The 16050-nt window shown below is 65.1% G+C and carries 12 protein-coding genes; 7 read left to right on the top strand and 5 right to left on the bottom strand.

The window, feature by feature from the left end:
• The first annotated feature begins 4 nt into the window (after window positions 1–4).
• Both NV382_RS07365 and NV382_RS07360 read left to right on the top strand, forming a co-directional pair.
• Window positions 5–1150, top strand: a complete 1146-nt coding sequence (locus NV382_RS07365) for an acyl-CoA dehydrogenase family protein (RefSeq protein WP_260599858.1) — start codon at window positions 5–7, stop codon at window positions 1148–1150.
• 136 nt (window positions 1151–1286) lie between these two features.
• Complete coding sequence (locus tag NV382_RS07360) at window positions 1287–2075, top strand: SDR family oxidoreductase (RefSeq protein ID WP_260599857.1); 789 nt, start codon at window positions 1287–1289, stop codon at window positions 2073–2075.
• A 158-nt stretch (window positions 2076–2233) separates the two neighbouring features.
• Here the strand turns inward: NV382_RS07360 and NV382_RS07355 are convergent, their stop codons facing one another.
• Together NV382_RS07355 and NV382_RS07350 are read right to left on the bottom strand one after the other, a co-directional pair.
• The gene (locus NV382_RS07355; protein WP_260599856.1) at window positions 2234–2854 is read right to left on the bottom strand and encodes a retropepsin-like aspartic protease family protein; all 621 of its coding nucleotides are present in this window, start codon (window positions 2852–2854) and stop codon (window positions 2234–2236) included.
• Between the two features lie 150 nt (window positions 2855–3004).
• On the bottom strand, window positions 3005–5263 hold the full coding sequence (locus tag NV382_RS07350) for an NADP-dependent malic enzyme (RefSeq protein ID WP_260599855.1): 2259 nt from the start codon (window positions 5261–5263) through the stop codon (window positions 3005–3007).
• Between the two features lie 97 nt (window positions 5264–5360).
• Between NV382_RS07350 and NV382_RS07345 the strand changes: the two genes are divergently transcribed.
• From NV382_RS07345 to mutS, 3 genes are read left to right on the top strand one after another with little or no spacing between them, the layout of a single operon-like run.
• Window positions 5361–5534, top strand: a complete 174-nt coding sequence (locus NV382_RS07345; protein ID WP_260599854.1) for an antitoxin — start codon at window positions 5361–5363, stop codon at window positions 5532–5534.
• Window positions 5522–5812: a type II toxin-antitoxin system RelE/ParE family toxin gene (locus NV382_RS19645; protein WP_418066768.1), complete on the top strand. Its 291-nt coding sequence runs from the start codon at window positions 5522–5524 to the stop codon at window positions 5810–5812. The genes NV382_RS07345 and NV382_RS19645 overlap by 13 nt, the downstream gene beginning before the upstream one ends.
• 17 nt (window positions 5813–5829) lie before the next feature.
• Window positions 5830–8415 (top strand): DNA mismatch repair protein MutS, encoded by a 2586-nt coding sequence (gene mutS / locus NV382_RS07340; RefSeq protein ID WP_260600343.1) that lies wholly within the window; start codon window positions 5830–5832, stop codon window positions 8413–8415.
• 12 nt (window positions 8416–8427) lie between these two features.
• Here mutS and NV382_RS07335 read toward each other — a convergent pair whose 3' ends face one another.
• Entirely contained in the window at window positions 8428–9003 is a 576-nt protein-coding gene (locus NV382_RS07335; protein WP_260599853.1) for a glycine zipper 2TM domain-containing protein, read from the bottom strand.
• A 108-nt stretch (window positions 9004–9111) separates the two neighbouring features.
• Here NV382_RS07335 and NV382_RS07330 point away from each other — a divergent pair, with 108 nt between their 5' ends.
• Both NV382_RS07330 and NV382_RS07325 read left to right on the top strand, forming a co-directional pair.
• Window positions 9112–11856: a [protein-PII] uridylyltransferase gene (locus NV382_RS07330; protein ID WP_260599852.1), complete on the top strand. Its 2745-nt coding sequence runs from the start codon at window positions 9112–9114 to the stop codon at window positions 11854–11856.
• A 17-nt stretch (window positions 11857–11873) separates the two neighbouring features.
• Window positions 11874–12257: a VOC family protein gene (locus tag NV382_RS07325; protein ID WP_260599851.1), complete on the top strand. Its 384-nt coding sequence runs from the start codon at window positions 11874–11876 to the stop codon at window positions 12255–12257.
• A gap of 170 nt (window positions 12258–12427) precedes the next feature.
• On the opposite strand, the gene NV382_RS07320 is transcribed toward NV382_RS07325, so the two are convergent.
• Window positions 12428–15262 (bottom strand): TonB-dependent receptor domain-containing protein, encoded by a 2835-nt coding sequence (locus NV382_RS07320; RefSeq protein WP_260599850.1) that lies wholly within the window; start codon window positions 15260–15262, stop codon window positions 12428–12430.
• Between the two features lie 241 nt (window positions 15263–15503).
• Complete coding sequence (infC, locus tag NV382_RS07315; RefSeq protein WP_260599849.1) at window positions 15504–16028, bottom strand: translation initiation factor IF-3; 525 nt, start codon at window positions 16026–16028, stop codon at window positions 15504–15506.
• Between the last annotated feature and the right edge of the window lie 22 nt (window positions 16029–16050).

The following is a 16050-nucleotide window of genomic DNA, read 5'->3' as shown; positions in this document are numbered from 1 at the left end:
TGGCATGGCACTCGATCCTGAAACCTTCGACGCCCTAATCGATAGCGTGCGGCGCTTCGTTTCCGAACGGTTGCGTCCGCTGGAAGGAGCGGTCGAGGAGGCGGATGCGATCCCGGCCGATATCGTGCAGGAGATGCGCGACATGGGCCTGTTCGGCCTGTCGATCGCCGAGGACTATGGCGGGCTCGGGCTGACCATGTCGGAGGAAGCGCGGGTAGCGATCGAGCTCGGGCGGACGACGCCGGCTTTTCGATCGAGCTTCGGGACCAATGTCGGGATCGGCTCGCAGGGCCTCGTGATGGCGGGGAACGATGCGCAGAAGGCGGCGTGGCTGCCGCGCATCGCCAGCGGCGAGATCATCACCAGCTTCGCGCTGACCGAGCCCGACGTGGGCAGCGATTCCGGCGCGGTGAAGACGCGCGCAGTGTTCGACGGGCAGGCGTATCGGCTGAGCGGCACCAAGCGCTACATCACCAATGCCGACAAGGCCGATCTGTTCACGGTGATGGCGCGGACCGGCGACGATCCGGGCGCGCGAGGCGTCTCGGCGTTTCTCGTGCCGCGCGAGTCTGCAGGCGTGTCGATCGGGCACCCTGAAAAGAAGATGGGGCAGAAGGGCGCCAAGGTCGCCGATGTGATCTTCGATGACGTGGTCGTGCCGGCGGAGAACCGGCTCGGTGCGGAGGGCGAGGGGTTCAAGATCGCGATGCGCGTGCTCGATCGCGGGCGGTTGCATATCTCCGCGGTATGCGTGGGCGTGGCGGAGCGGCTGATTGCGGATTGCGTGGCGTATGCGACGACGCGGACGCAGTTCGGCAAGCCGATCGCCGAGCATCAATTGATCCAGGGGATGATCGCGGATTCGAAGACCGAGGCATTGGTCGCGCGCGCGATGGTGCTGGAGACGGCGGCGTCGAAGGATGCCGGGCGCGACGTGGTGATGGAATCGGCGGCGGCGAAGTATTTCGCTTCCGAGATGGTCGGGCGGGTGGCGGACCGGGCGGTGCAGATTTTCGGCGGCGCGGGCTATATCGCGGATTACGGGATCGAGCGGCTGTACCGCGATGTGCGGCTGTTCCGGATCTATGAGGGGACGAGCCAGATCCAGCAGATCATTATCGCGCGCGAGACGATCAAGCGGGGTGGGTGACCTTCTCCCTCTCCCCGCTGGGGAGAGGGCAAGCGAGCGAAGCGACGCGCGGGAGAGGGGCCGTGCGGCGTGCTTTCATTACGGCCCCTCTCCCCGACCTCTCCCCGACGGGGAGAGGGAGAAGAAGGAAGATACCATGGACACGAGCAACCTCTTTCGCCTCGACGGACGCACCGCGCTGATCACTGGCGGCAGCCGTGGAATTGGCAAGATGATCGCCGCAGGCTTCATCGCGCAGGGGGCAACGGTCTATATCTCCGCGCGCAAGGCTGAGGCATGCTTTGCCACCGCGGCGGAACTGGGTGAGCGCTGCATCGCGCTGCCGCAGGACGTGTCAACCGTCGCCGGATGCAAGGCGCTTGCGGCCCAGTTGGCGGAGCATACCGACAGCCTTGACATCCTCGTCAACAATGCCGGCGCCGCGTGGGGCGAGCCGTTCGAGGATTTCCCCGAAAAGGGTTGGGACAAGGTCATGGACCTCAACGTGAAGTCGCCCTTCTTCCTCTCTCAGGCGCTGCACGACGCGCTGAAAAAGGCTGCGCGGCGGGATCGGCCGTCCAAGGTGATCATGATCACGTCGATCGACGGGCAGCGGCTCAACCCGTGGGAGACGTACAGCTATCACGCGTCGAAATCGGCGCTGATCTATCTCACCAAGCGGATGGCGGCGCGGCTGGTGCGCGACGCGATCAACGTGACGTCGATTGCGCCGGGCGCGTTCGCCAGCGAGATGAACAAGGCGGCGCGCGATCATGGCGATGCGATCGCCAAGGGCATTCCGGCCGGGCGCATCGGGCTGGACGAGGACATGGCCGGCGCAGCGATCTTCCTGGCGAGCAGGGCGGGGGATTATGTCGTGGGGGATACGATCACGGTGGACGGCGGGCTGGTCAATGCCGCGCTGGGTACGTCGATTGATGCGTGACTAATTCCTCCCCCAGCTTCGCTGGGGGAGGGGGACCATTTGCTTCTTCAGCAAATGGTGGAGGGGTTCTGGCGCCGAGCGCAGCATTTGTGGCGTACCCCTCCACCATCGGGCTTCGCCCGACGGTCCCCCTCCCCGAGACAAGCTCGGGGAGGAATTTAGGTGGTCGCTTGCGGATGGTGCGGTTCGAGGATCAGCGTCTTGCCTTCGACGCGCCAGCTCTTCAGGCGCGACAGGAAGTTCATCCCCACTACGCTCATCTCGCCGAAGGCCGGCGATACCACCACCGGCAAATCCCGCGCGACGACATTGCCGATGCGCAGTTCGGCAATCACCGCGGTCTGGGCGTTGATCGAGCCGTTGGCGGTTTGCAGCACGACCGGGAACAGCGGAGTCTTGATCTTGAGCCGCATCGCCCGCGCAGCATCGCTCGACAGCGCGGTGACGGTTGCGCCGCTGTCGACCAGCATGCGCTGCTCGATGTCGGCGACCTTCACGCGGACCCAGAAATGGCCGTCGCGCGCCATCGGCACGCGCATCTCCTTGCCGACGACCTGCTGGCCCTGATCGCCGAGGTTGAACGCCTTGGCGACGGTGTCGAGCCCGGGGTCGAAACTGGCGCGCTGCGTGAACAACGCGATCGACACGGCGATCAGGCCGATCGTCATGAGCATTCCGAGGATGCGGATGCGGCGCGCAAGCACGACCAGCACGGCGACGCCGGCGACGATCAGCCAGAAGTTCGGGATGCTGGTGAAGGTGGTGACGATATCGTTCATGGGACGCACGATATGTATGCGTGATGCGCGGCGTTGCTAGGGCTTGTCTCCCCTCCCTGGAAGGGAGGGGTAGGGGGTGGGTCGGTGCCGGCGTCGCTCAAAGGACGAACCCACCCCCGGCCCCCTCCCTTCCAGGGAGGGGAGGTAGAGTCAGCGCGCGATGCCGCCCGCTGCCAACACCGCCAGCGTCACAAGCTCGCTCGCCGTGCTGGTCATCGGCGCGACCTGCACCGGCTTCTCCATACCAATCAGCATCGGGCCGATCACGGAATCGCCGCCCAGTTCGCGCAGCAATTTCGCCGAGATGTGCGCCGATTGCAGGCCCGGCATGATTAGCACGTTGGCCGGGCCAGAGAGGCGCGCGAACGGATAGTTGGCCAGCTGCTTGGGGTTGAGCGCGACGTCCGGCGCCATTTCGCCTTCATATTCGAAGCCGACCTGGCGGCCGTCGAGCACCGTCACGGCATCGCGGATATTGTCGAGCCATTCGCCCTTCGGGTTGCCGAAGTTCGAGTAGCTAAGGAACGCGACGCGCGGTTCGTGGCCCATCAGCCGCGCGACGGCGGCGGTCTGCTCAGCGAAATCGGCAAGCTGTTCCGCGGTCGGGCGTTCGTTCACCGTGGTGTCGGCGATGAACACCGTGTGGCTCTGCCCGACCAGCAAGTGGATGCCGAATGGCGTCTTGCCCGCCGCCGGATCGATCACGCGGTACACCTGGCGCATCGTTTCGCCATAGGTGCGCGTGATGCCGGTGATCATCGCATCGCCTTCGCCGAGCTGCAGCAGCAAGGCACCGAAGATGTTGCGATCCTGATTGACCATCCGCTCGCAATCGCGCCGCAGATAACCGCGCCGCTGCAGGCGCGCGTAGAGGAAATCGACCATCTTGGGCACGAGCGGGGAGACGCGGCTGTTGTGCAGCTCGAAATTCTCCGGATCCTTGACGCCCAGGGCACGCAGCCGATCGGGCACGTCGTCGCGACCGACCAGGACCGGCGTGCCGTAACCGCCTTCGCGGAACGCGATCGCCGCGCGCAGCACGACTTCCTCTTCGCCCTCGGCAAAGATCACGCGCTTGGGATGCGCGCGCGCGCCTTCATAAGCCAGCGTCAGCACCGACGTGGTCGGGTTGAGGCGGGCGCGGAGCGACTGGCGATAGGCCTCCATGTCGAGGATCGGCTTGGTGGCGACGCCCGAATCCATCGCTGCCTTGGCCACGGCGACCGGCACGATCTCCATCAGGCGGGGATCGAACGGCGTCGGGATGATATAGGTCGGGCCGAACGTGTGGTGCACGCCGTAGACTAGCGCCACTTCCTCCGGCACCCTCTCGCGCGCCAGCTCGGCAATGGCATGGGCGGCGGCGATCTTCATCTGGTCGTTGATCCCGGTCGCCCGCACGTCGAGCGCGCCGCGGAAGATGAAGGGGAAGCAGAGCACGTTGTTGACCTGGTTCGGATAGTCCGAGCGACCGGTGGCGACGATCGCATCGGGCCGTGCAGCCATGGCCAGTTCGGGGCGGATTTCCGGCTCCGGATTGGCCATCGCGAAGATGATCGGTGCGGGCTTCATATGCTCGACCATTTCCGGCTTGAGCGCGCCGGCGGCGGACAGGCCGAGGAACACGTCGGCACCGACCAAGGCCTCGGTCAGCGTGCGTGCACTGCTCGTCGTGGCATGCGCCGATTGCCACTGGTTCACGTCGTCGCGCCCCTGATAGATCACGCCGGTACGATCGCACATGATGACGTTGTCGGCGCGCACGCCCATCGCCTTCATCAACTCAGTGCAGGCGATCGCCGCCGCGCCCGCGCCGTTCACGACGAGCTTGATCTCGCTCAGATGGCGACCGGTGATCAGGCACGCATTGATCAGCCCGGCGGCACAGATGATCGCGGTGCCGTGCTGATCGTCATGGAACACCGGAATGTTCATGCGCTCGCGCAGTGTCTGCTCGATGATGAAGCATTCGGGCGCCTTGATGTCCTCGAGATTGATGCCGCCGAAGGTCGGCTCCATCAGCTCGACGGCGTCGATGAAGCGATCGACATCCTCGGTCTTCAGCTCGATATCGATCGAATCGACATCGGCGAAGCGCTTGAACAAAACGGCCTTGCCTTCCATCACCGGCTTGGAGGCGAGCGCGCCGAGATTGCCCATGCCCAGGATGGCGGTACCATTGGAGATCACCGCGACGAGATTGCCTTTGGCGGTGTAATCATAGGCCAGCGACGGATCGTCGGCGATCGCCTGTACCGGAACGGCGACGCCGGGTGAGTAAGCGAGCGCCAAGTCGCGTTGCGTCGCCATCGGCTTGGAGGCGATGATCTCGATCTTGCCGGGCCGTCCCTCCGAATGGAACAGAAGCGCTTCCCGTTCGGAGAATTGCAGGTTGGGATCTTCGGACATGGGGAGGCCTTCTTTTTACGTGGATGTCCTTACGGCCTGCGGGCGACGATGTGAACCATGCTAGGCAAGGGGTTGGGCTCGGTTTATGGCTACACGTATGAAGCACGAACCCGACATCCTTGAAGAGCGCGACCCGGAAGCAGCCGCCATCGTGCGTGCGCGCGCCGATGTGGCGGCCGGGCGGGTGGTACCGCATGAAAAGGTCGCGGCCTGGCTCAAGACCTGGGGGACGGCCGACGAACAGCCGATGCCGCGCGAATGGCTCGAATAGTTTGGTCACGGGCCGCACTGATCAGCGTCAATGACATCAGGGAATATATCCGGCAGTTTGATCCTTCCGCGGCTGAGCGCGTGGCAACGCAGCTGCTCGCAGCGGGCGAAAGCCTGCGTGATTTTCCCAATCGCGGGGCGTTGCGCGATGATGGCTGCCGCACTCTGCCGTCGGTCCAGCCATATTCGATCATTTATGACGTGGTTGGCGACACGGTAAACGTCCTGGAGGTTCGGCATGCCGCCCGCGCCCCGCGCGAATTCGGCCCACGATCATGACATCCCCTCCTACTCCGATGATGGCGCAATACCTGGCGCTGAAGGCAGAGGCTGCGGATTGCCTGCTGTTCTACCGCATGGGCGATTTCTTCGAACTGTTCTTCGACGACGCGAAAATCGCCGCGGCGTGCCTTGATATCGCGTTGACGGCGCGCGGCGAGCATGAGGGCGCGCCGATTCCGATGTGCGGCGTGCCGGTGCACAGCGCTGATGGCTATCTCGCGCGGCTGATCAAGGCCGGACACCGCGTCGCCATTGCCGAGCAGACCGAAAGTCCGGTCGAAGCGAAGAAGCGCGGCGGCAAGACTTTGGTCGGGCGGGCGATCGTCCGTGTGGTGACGGCGGGTACGCTGACCGAGGAAGCGCTGCTGGATGCGCGCACGGCAAATTGGTGCGTGGCGATCGCCGAGGCGGGCGGCGCGGGCGGCGGCGTGGCCATTGCCGCGGCGGACGTGTCGACCGGCCGCTTCGAATTGATCGAGTGCTCGGCTGCAGGTCTGGGTGCCGAGCTGGCGCGGTTGGCACCGGCCGAGACGATCGCGTCCGAGGCGAGCGGCTTTGCCGATCTCGCGACCGTGCTGCGCCCGCGTGGCGAGTTCGACAGCAACACAGCCGAGCGGCGGATGAAGGCGGTATACGGGGTCGCGACGCTCGACGGCTTCGGGCAGTTCAGCCGCGCCGGGCTGTCGGCGGCAGGCGGGCTGATCGCCTATCTAGAGCATAACGCCAAGGGATCGCTGCCCTTCCTGCGTCCTCCGCGGCTGCACCAGGCGGCCGAGCGCATGGCGATCGACGCGGCGACGCGCGAGAGCTTGGAGCTGACGCAGACGGCGAGCGGGCAGCGCAAGGGCAGCTTGCTCGACGCGGTCGATCGCACGGTGACCGGTGCGGGCGCGCGCTTGCTCGCCGCCGACATCGGTGCGCCGCTGATGGCACGCGACGATGTCGAGGCGCGGCTGGATTTGGTGCAACTGCTGGTCGATGACTCCGCGCTGCGAGAATCGCTGCGTACCACGCTTCGCGGGTTGGCCGATATCGGGCGCGCCGTCGGGCGGCTGGCGGCCGGGCGGGGTAGCCCACGCGATCTCGGGCAGTTGCGCGATGGGCTGGACGGCGCGTGGCGGTTGGGCGAGCGGCTAGACCGGATCGCGGTGGCGCCACCTTTGCTCACAGGTCTCGCGCCGCGGCTGCGCGGGCATGGCAGCCTCATCGACCTTCTGGCGCGGGCGCTGGTACCGGCACCGCCGATCGATGCGGCGCAAGGCGGCTACATCGCCGAGGGCTATGATGCCGCGCTCGACGATCTGCGTGATGCGGGCGCCGGCGGCAGGCGCGCGATCGCGGCGCTGGAGGCGGACTTCCGGGCCCGTACCGGCGTCGCGCAGCTCAAGATCCGGCACAATAACGTGCTCGGTTATCATATCGAAGTCGCGGCCAAGAATGCCGATGTGCTGATGAAGCCGGAGAGCGGCTTCACGCACCGGCAGACGATGGCAGGGGCGGTGCGATTCAATGCCCCCGAGCTGCATGAGGTCGCGGTGAAGGTGACGCAGGCGGGGGCACATGCGCTGGCGGCGGAGGCGGCGCATCTCGAGGACCTGACCGCCGCCGCCCTCGATCGGCGCGAGGAAATCGCCGCGACGGCAGATGCGTTGGCGCGGCTGGATGTCGCGGCGGGGCTGGCGGAGCGTGCGGTCGAAGGCGGCTGGGCGCGGCCGGCATTGGTTGATCATGCCTGTTTCGACATTGCCGGCGGGCGGCACCCGGTGGTCGAGGATGCGCTGGCGAAGCGCGGGGAGCGGTTCGTCGCCAACGACTGCCGGTTGTCGGAACAGTCGCGATTGTGGCTGGTGACGGGGCCGAACATGGGCGGCAAGTCCACCTTCCTGCGCCAGAACGCGCTCATCGCTGTGCTGGCGCAGGCCGGGAGCTACGTGCCCGCGACATCGGCGACCCTGGGGCTCGTCGATCGCTTGTTCAGCCGCGTCGGCGCGTCGGACAATCTCGCGCGCGGCCGATCGACCTTCATGGTCGAGATGGTCGAGACGGCGGCGATCCTGGCCCAGGCGACAGCCAAGTCGTTCGTCATCCTCGACGAGGTCGGACGTGGCACGAGCACCTATGACGGGCTGGCCATCGCCTGGGCGGTGGTCGAGGCGATTCATGAGGACAATCGCTGCCGCTGCCTGTTCGCCACGCATTACCATGAGCTGACCCGCCTGGCGGAGCGCTGCGATGCGCTGACGCTACACCATGTCCGCGCGCGGGAGTGGAAGGGCGAACTGGTGCTGCTGCACGAGGTAAGCGAAGGGCCGGCGGATCGCTCCTATGGCTTGGCGGTGGCGCGGCTGGCGGGGCTGCCGCCAGTCACGATCGCCCGGGCGAAATCAGTGCTGGCGAAGCTGGAGGCGGGGCGCGCCAAGACCGGTGGGCTGGCCGCCGGGCTGGACGATCTGCCGCTCTTCGCCGCGCTGCAGGAGGCGGCAGAAGAGGAATGCGACGCGATCCGGCGCGAAGTCGAGCAGATCGATGTCGATGCGCTGACCCCGCGCGAGGCGCTGGACGTACTCTACAAGCTGAAGGCGCTCAGCCGCGAGGGCTGAGCGCCTGTCAGATCACCGGCAGCGGATCTCGCTCTGGTTCTGCTCGACCGCGCGGCCGGCCACCGCACCCAATGCACCACCAAGCAACGTGCCGACCGTACGCGACCGACCGCCATCGATGACATTGCCGAGGATACCGCCACCTGCCGCGCCGAGGATCAGCCCGGTCGTGCCGTCGCTGCGCTTGCAGTAATAGCGGCCGTCGGTGCCGCGATACACGCGCTCGTCGGAGCTCAGCGTCCGTTCCTGGTAATTGCCGCCAGCGCGATAATAGCGCGATGGTTCATAATTCGGCTCGGCGCGGTCGTCATCGTCGTAGCGTGAATTGTCATACTGGCCGTTCAAGCGCTGATCGTCATAGCGCGGATCGTAAGCGGGTGCCTGGCGGTATCCGCCGCCGGTGCCGCCACGGCGGGAAACTGCGGCCTGATACCGATCGAACTCGCCGCGAAACGTCTGCATCTCGCTGTTGAAACGGCTCTGCGCGGCGGCGAAGCGTTGGCTTTCCTGCGCCGTCTGCGCCGTGGCGGGAGCGGTGGCGATCATGCCGGCGGCAACCACGCCAAGAAGAAGCTTTGCCCGTATCATCTCTGGTCTCCATCAAGAACTGGACGTGTAATGATCGATGCATCGCCTTCGTTGCATGAACGGAGGCTGCACGTGACGTAGGCGGCATAATCGCTTATCGGCAACGGCATGTCAGGCCGCTTCGACACGCTTCCCAACCGCCGCACGATCATCGATCGACGTGCCGTTGCCGAAACGCTGATGGCGGTGCCGGGCGAAGACCGAATGGCACTGCGCGGTGCGGCGGTGCCGATCCTCAAGGCCGCGCTGGATGCGGGGCGCGTGGAGATCGAGCGGCGTCTGATCGAGCATCCCTCGCGCGGGCTGGAATCGGCGGCGGCGCAGGCGTTCCTGACCGATCAGTTGCTGCGGCTGATCGCCGATTTCACGTGCCAGCGCCTGTACCCGGTCGGCAACGCCACGGCGGGCGAGCGGCTGACGCTGATCGCGGTCGGCGGCTATGGGCGCGGCGAGATGGCGCCTTGGTCCGATCTCGACATTGGCTTCCTCACCCCCTGGAAGCAGACCGGCTGGGCCGAGCAGGTGATCGAAACCATGCTCTACACCTTGTGGGATCTGGGGTTGAAGGTCGGGCATAGCAGCCGCTCGCTGGACGACATGGTGCGGCAGGCCAAGAGCGACATCACCATCCGCACGGCGCTGTTGGAGGCGCGCTATGTGTGGGGCGATGCCGGACTGTACGAGGAAGCGGCGCGACGCTTCAAGGCGGAGGTGCAGACCGACACGCGCGGCTTCATCGCCGACAAGCTGGCCGAGCGCGACGTGCGGCACAAGAAGATGGGCGATACGCGGTATGTCGTCGAGCCGAACGTCAAGGAAGGGAAGGGCGGCTTGCGCGATCTGCACACGCTCTTCTGGATCGGGAAATACGCCTATAACGTGCAGCGCGCGGCCGAACTGGTCGAGGCCGGGCTGCTGACGCCGCACGAATATCGCCAATTCCACCGCGCCGACAATTTCCTGTGGGCGGTGCGTTGCCACCTGCACAGCATCGCACGTCGCGGCGAGGATCGCCTGACCTTCGACCTGCAGCGCGACATCGCCGAGCGGATGCGCTTCGCCGACCGGCCGGGCAAATCGAGCGTCGAGCGCTTCATGCAATATTACTTCCTGCAGGCAAAGATGGTCGGCAACCTGACCGGCGTTTTCCTGTCGCATCTGGACGAGAAGTTCGCCGCACGCGGGCGGCGTTTCGGGCTGCCGATGCTGACGCGGTCGCCGCGCAAGCTGCACGGCTTCACCTTGGTACGCGGGCGGCTGGCGCTGCCCTCCGACGACTTCCTGGCCAAGCAGCCGGTGCGGCTGATCGAGATGTTCGCGCTGGCCGACAAATACGGGCTGGAGATCCATCCCCTGGCGATGCGCGCAGCATCACGCGATGCCAAGCTCGCCGACGATCTGCGTCGCGATCCAACGGCCAACGCCTTGTTCCTGGATGTGCTGACCTCGCCACGCGACGGGGAACTCGTACTACGATGGATGAACGAAGCGGGCGTGTTCGGCCGTTTCGTGCCGGATTTCGGCCGCGTCGTCGCGCAGATGCAGTTCGACATGTATCATCACTACACGGTCGACGAGCATACCATCCGGGCGATCGGCCTGCTCGGCAAGATCGAACATGGCACGCTGGTGGAGGATCACCCGCTGGTCACCGAGATCTTCCCGCAGATTGTGTCGCGCCGGGCATTGTACGTCGCGGTGCTGCTGCACGATATCGCCAAGGGCCGTGGCGGCGATCATTCGATCTTGGGAGCCGAAGTCGCCGAGCGGCTGTGCCCGCGTTTCGGCATGACGCCGGCCGAGACCGAGACGGTGGCGTGGCTGGTGCGGCATCACCTGCTGATGTCGGCCACCGCGTTCAAGCGCGACCTGTCGGACTTCAAGACGATCCTCGATTTCACCGACGTGGTGCAGAGTCCCGAGCGGTTGCGCCTGCTGCTCGCGCTGACCGTCGTCGATATCCGCGCGGTGGGGCCTGGCGTGTGGAACGGCTGGAAACGGCAATTGCTGTCCACGTTATACGAATCTGCCGAGGAGGTGCTGCGGCTGGGCCACAAACAGAAAGGCAGGAGCGAGCGGGTCGCGGTCAAGCAGGCGGCGTTGCGGAGCGCGCTCGATTGGGACGACACGCGCTTCGAGGCCTTGGTCCGGCGCCTGCCCGAACCCTATTGGGTGGCCGAGCCGGACGATGTGCTGGTGCGCAATGCCAGGCTGATCGAGAGCGCCGGCGATGCGCAGCTGTCGATCGGCGCGCAGGTCTATCCCGATCGTGGCGCGACATTGGTGACCGTCTATGCCGCCGATCACCCCGGGCTGTTCTATCGCATTGCAGGCGCGATCCATGTCGCGGGTGGCAACATCATCGATGCGCGCATCCACACCACGCGCGATGGCATGGCGCTGGACAATTTCCTCGTCCAGGATCCGTTCGGGCGCCCGTTCGATGATGCGGGGCAGTTGCAGCGGCTGCGCACCGGCATCGAGGATGCACTAGCCAATCGCGGACGGCTGGCCGACCGATTGAAAGCCAAGCCACTGCCACGCCCGCGTGCGGAAGCGTTCGACATCGCCCCCAATGTGCTGATCGATAACAAGGCGTCGAACCGCTTCACCGTGATCGAGGTGAATGCGCGCGACCGACCGGCGTTGCTGCACCAGCTGGCGCACGCGCTGTTCCAGTCCAAGGTGACGATCCATTCGTCACACGTCGCGACGTATGGCGAGCGCGCCGTGGATACCTTCTACCTGACCGATCTCACCGGCGACAAGATCAATGGAACGTCGCGGTTGAGGGCATTGGAGCGCCGGCTACTCGACGCCGCAGCGGGCAACGATATGGTAGAGGCGGCATAGCAACAGGGAGACGCGACATGCCGGTGCTGGGTATTGGTGGGCTGTTCTTTCGTGCGCGCGATCCGGACGGTCTGTCCGCCTGGTACCGCGAGCATCTCGGCGTTGGCGCGGGCTGCGTGGCGACCGAAGGCGCGACGCCGGACGAATGGAGCTGGCAGGCCGAAGGCGGGCCGGTGATGTTCGCGCCGTTCAAGGCGGACACGGACTACCTGCCCGAGGGCAAGCAGTTCATGCTCAACCTGCGCGTGCTCGATCTCGATTCACTGCTCGAGCAACTGAATGCAGCTGGGATCGAGGTGATCACCAAGCCGGAGTGGAACGACCCGTCGGTCGGCCAGTTCGCGCGGGTGCATGATCCGGAGGGCAATGCGGTGGAATTGTGGGAGCCGCCGGTCCGCTAGCCGCTCTGCAGTACCCCGGCGAAGGCCGGGGCCCAGTAGTGGAACGATCATCGGCTGGTGTGGCGCGCGGTTAGCTGAACCTTCGCTACTGGACCCTGCCTCCACCGGGGTACAATGATATGAAGGCCCGCCCCTCTGGCGGAGGCGGGCCTTCCTTTTCTAGGCGTGGATCAGAAGCGCGAGCGCAACGTGATGCCGTAGGTGCGCGGTTCGGCGAGGAATGCCGAATATAGCGCATTCGCCGTCCCGCCGAAGCTCGCGACATTGGCCGACGATCCTGCGCCCTGGAACGGGGTGTTGAACGCGACCTGGATGTAATCCTTGTTGAACACGTTCTGCGCCCAGAATTCGATCGCCCATAACTGATCGCGCCCGCGCAGGCCGATGCGGGCGTTGACCAGGGCGAACCCGTCCTGCTTCTTCTCCGGGGCGAGATCGGAACCGGTGTTGAAGTCGGAGCTCAGGCGGCTGTCGATGTACACTAGGCCCGACAGGCCGTTGGAGCCGATATCCGGCGTCCAGGTCGCCGCGGTCGTCACGACATGCTTCGGCGCATTCGACAATTGGCTGCCCGGCAGCAGGAACAGTGCCGGATCAAGCGCTTCACCCTGTGAATTGCCGACCAGGTTCTTGCGGAAGAACGTGTCCGAATAGGTGTAGCCCGCGGTGAAGGTGACGTCGCGCGATGGGCGCAGCGTGCCTTCCAGTTCGACACCCTGCGAGATCACGCCGCGCTTGTCGGCATCGCCGACGCATGTGCCGTTGCCCGCCACATTGTCGGTATCCGCACCGTTCAGGCTGTTCGAGCAGGCCTGGATGTTCTGCACCACGAACACCGAACCGTTGAAGGTGTTGAGCTGGAAATCCTGGAACTCGGCGCGGAACGCCGCCACGTTCAGGCTGAACATCGGGGTAGTGTATTTCGCGCCGATCTCGAAGCTGTTGACCTTCTCCGCATCGAAGCGGAGCCCTGCCGCATCGGCGTTGCTGCGCGGCGAAAACACGCCGTTCAGCCCGCCGAGATCGGAGCGATCGAGATTGTAGCCGCCGGCTTTGTAGCCCTTGGCGAAGGAGGCATAGGTCAGCAGGCGCGGCGTCGGCTTCCACGACACGACGGCGGTGCCGGTGACTTCGCTGTCCTTGAAGCTGTCCTGCAGGTCGAGCGCGTTGAGCGTCGACGACGAATTGCCGGTACAGGTCAGCGTGACAATACCGCCGGCAAGCGTGCGGATCGTGCCGTTCACGCTCGGTGCCAGCAACCCGCCGAGTGCTGCCTGCTGGGCCGGGCACACGGTGTTGTTGTTCTGGAAATCGCCGTTGAAGCTCTTCTTCTCACGCGTGTAGCGCGCGCCCAGCGTCAACGACAACGTGTCGGTGACGTGGATGATGTTGTGCGTGAACGCGGCGAAATTCTCGCTGTCCTGGCGATACAAAGCACGCTGGTCGCCAAGGTTGTTGAGCGTTGACAGCCGATCGAGCCCGTTGAGCAAGGTCGAGGTGTTCGCGGCGGCAGTCGCGGCGGGCACACCGCCGAGCAACTGGACACCGGTCAATTGCGTGTTGAGCGTCGCACGACCGGCGGCCGAGAGGCAGCCCGGTGCCGTATTGTTCTGCAACGCGGCGATCGGGCTGACGGTGGCGACGATCCGGCAGGCAGCGAAGGCGCCATAATCCGCACCGAACACGACGTTATCGACGAGCCGCAGCTTCTCCTTGGAATAGAAGCCGCCGACCAGCCAGTCGAGCTTTTCGCCAAATGCGGAGCCTTGCAGCCGCGCTTCCTGCGTGAAGGTGTGGAACTGGCGGTAAGCGTTGCCGTCATCGGCGCGGTGCGTCAGATCGATGTTGGTATAATCGACGTCACCCGCATTGCCGGATTTGTACTCGCGATACGCGGTGATCGAGGTGAGCGTCGCGCCGCCCAGATCCCAATCGGCCTGCAGCGATCCGCCATAATCCTTGGTCTTGTTGCGGAACGTCTGTCCCGGCGTCACCGCCACCTGGCGGTTGAACGGATCGGGCGTGTTGCCGGCGAGCGGATAGGCCGCACCCTGACGCCGCAGGATATCGACGATGCGATTCGAAGCGGCGGTCGCGACCGCACGGTCGCCGTTGACGTTGGCCACGGCATTGGCGGTCGGATCGAACGTCTCGGCCTGGTTGTAATAGACCGCGCCGCAGCAGCTTTCGTCGCGATGCGAATAATCGCCGATCAGGCGGAAGCTTAGGTCTTCGGTCGGCTTGAACAGCAATTGGCCGCGGACGAAGTAGCGGTCGCGGTCGTTGACGCGCGATTCGCTGCCGCCGCCTTGCGTGACGTTCTTGTAGAAGCCGTCACGCTTGACGAACACGCCATCGATCCGCGCGGCAAGCTTGTCGCCTGCGATCGGACCGGTCAGGCCGATCGCCGCACGCTTCTGGTCGTAATTGCCGTAGGTGAGCTCGGCATTGCCGCCGAATTCGAATTCCGGCGCGCGGGTGATGATGTTGATCAGGCCGGCCGAGGCATTGCGGCCGAACAGCGTGCCCTGCGGCCCGCGCAGCACTTCGACGCGATCGATCTCACCCAGTTCGTTGAGGCCCACACCGGTGCGGCTGCGATAAACGCCGTCGATGAACACTGCGACCGAGCTTTCGAGACCCGGATTGTCGCCGACCGTGCCGATGCCGCGAATACGCGCCGAGGCGTTCGATTCGTTGCCCGTCGAGGAGATGAGCAGCGACGGTGCCAGCTGGTTGAGCGAGCGGATGTCCGAACCGCCGGAATTCTGCAGCGATTCCTGGCCGACGGCGGAGACGGCGATCGGCACGTTCGACAGGCGCTCGGCACGGCGCGTCGCGGTGACGATGATGTCACCTTCGTTGATCTCTTCGGCTGATGTAGCCTGCGCATCCTGCGTGGTGGTGGGTTCGGGGGCGGCTTGCGAGGCGGGCACTTCCTGCGCGAAGGCAGGGACGGCAAGCGTCAGCGTAGCAACGGACAACAGTAGCGCGGTTTTGCGCATCTAGACCTCTCCTGGTATTTTTTATTTGGTAGCGCTTGTAGTCATAAAGCGCGCTGAACCAGGAGGTCCAACTAAAAATCCGCGGAAATCTGCCAGTTCTGGCCGATCCGGCTCTAACTACGCAGGGCAAGATTGCGCTTGGCGTGGCCAAACGCATGTCGGACGCTACGGAAAGGGGGGATCGGTCGGCGGCATGCGATCGACACGTGTCGTATCTGCACGCCGCCAATCGGCGTCGATTTTACTTCGGCGCGAGCACCATCAGCATCTGACGGCCTTCCATGCGCGGATAGGCCTCGACCTTCGCGACTTCGGTGACGTCCGCCTGCACGCGCTGCAGCAGCGCCATGCCGAGCTGGCCATGGCTGAGCTCACGGCCGCGGAAGCGCAGCGTGATCTTGACCTTGTCGCCTTCGTCGATGAACTCGTGAACCTTCTTCATCTTCGTATCATAATCATGATCGTCGATGTTCGGACGCATCTTGATCTCCTTGATCTCCTGCGTCTTCTGGCTCTTGCGGGCGAGGTTCGCCTTCTTCTGCGCCTCGTACTTGAACTTGCCGACGTCCAGGAACTTGGCGACCGGCGGATCGGCATTGGGCGACACTTCGACCAGGTCGAGACCGACCTCGCGCGCCTGCTCCATTGCCTCGCGGGTGTACATCACGCCGAGATTCTCGCCCTCTCCGTCGATCACGCGGACCTTGGGCGATACGATGAATTCGTTGAAGCGAGGGCCGTTCATCGGCGGCGCCTGCCGGGTCATTGGGGGTCGGATAGGTATAGCT

The sequence above is a fragment of the Sphingomonas endolithica genome (assembly GCF_025231525.1).
Classification (GTDB): domain Bacteria; phylum Pseudomonadota; class Alphaproteobacteria; order Sphingomonadales; family Sphingomonadaceae; genus Sphingomonas; species Sphingomonas endolithica.
The sequence above is the reverse complement of the archived record's forward strand: the minus strand, read 5'-3'. Positions and strand labels throughout refer to the sequence as shown.

What these genes read in the sequence shown, in the direction of transcription:
- NV382_RS19645 (WP_418066768.1), top strand. Translation starts at nt 5,522, where the DNA reads ATGGCTCGAATAGTTTGGTCACGGGCCGCACTGATCAGCGTCAATGAC.
- mutS (WP_260600343.1), top strand. Translation starts at nt 5,830, where the DNA reads ATGATGGCGCAATACCTGGCGCTGAAGGCAGAGGCTGCGGATTGCCTG.
- NV382_RS07335 (WP_260599853.1), bottom strand. Translation starts at nt 9,003, where the DNA reads ATGATACGGGCAAAGCTTCTTCTTGGCGTGGTTGCCGCCGGCATGATC.
- NV382_RS07320 (WP_260599850.1), bottom strand. Translation starts at nt 15,262, where the DNA reads ATGCGCAAAACCGCGCTACTGTTGTCCGTTGCTACGCTGACGCTTGCC.
- NV382_RS07350 (WP_260599855.1), bottom strand. Translation starts at nt 5,263, where the DNA reads ATGTCCGAAGATCCCAACCTGCAATTCTCCGAACGGGAAGCGCTTCTG.
- NV382_RS07355 (WP_260599856.1), bottom strand. Translation starts at nt 2,854, where the DNA reads ATGAACGATATCGTCACCACCTTCACCAGCATCCCGAACTTCTGGCTG.
- NV382_RS07330 (WP_260599852.1), top strand. Translation starts at nt 9,112, where the DNA reads ATGTCAGGCCGCTTCGACACGCTTCCCAACCGCCGCACGATCATCGAT.
- NV382_RS07365 (WP_260599858.1), top strand. Translation starts at nt 5, where the DNA reads ATGGCACTCGATCCTGAAACCTTCGACGCCCTAATCGATAGCGTGCGG.
- NV382_RS07360 (WP_260599857.1), top strand. Translation starts at nt 1,287, where the DNA reads ATGGACACGAGCAACCTCTTTCGCCTCGACGGACGCACCGCGCTGATC.
- NV382_RS07325 (WP_260599851.1), top strand. Translation starts at nt 11,874, where the DNA reads ATGCCGGTGCTGGGTATTGGTGGGCTGTTCTTTCGTGCGCGCGATCCG.
- infC (WP_260599849.1), bottom strand. Translation starts at nt 16,028, where the DNA reads ATGACCCGGCAGGCGCCGCCGATGAACGGCCCTCGCTTCAACGAATTC.
- NV382_RS07345 (WP_260599854.1), top strand. Translation starts at nt 5,361, where the DNA reads ATGAAGCACGAACCCGACATCCTTGAAGAGCGCGACCCGGAAGCAGCC.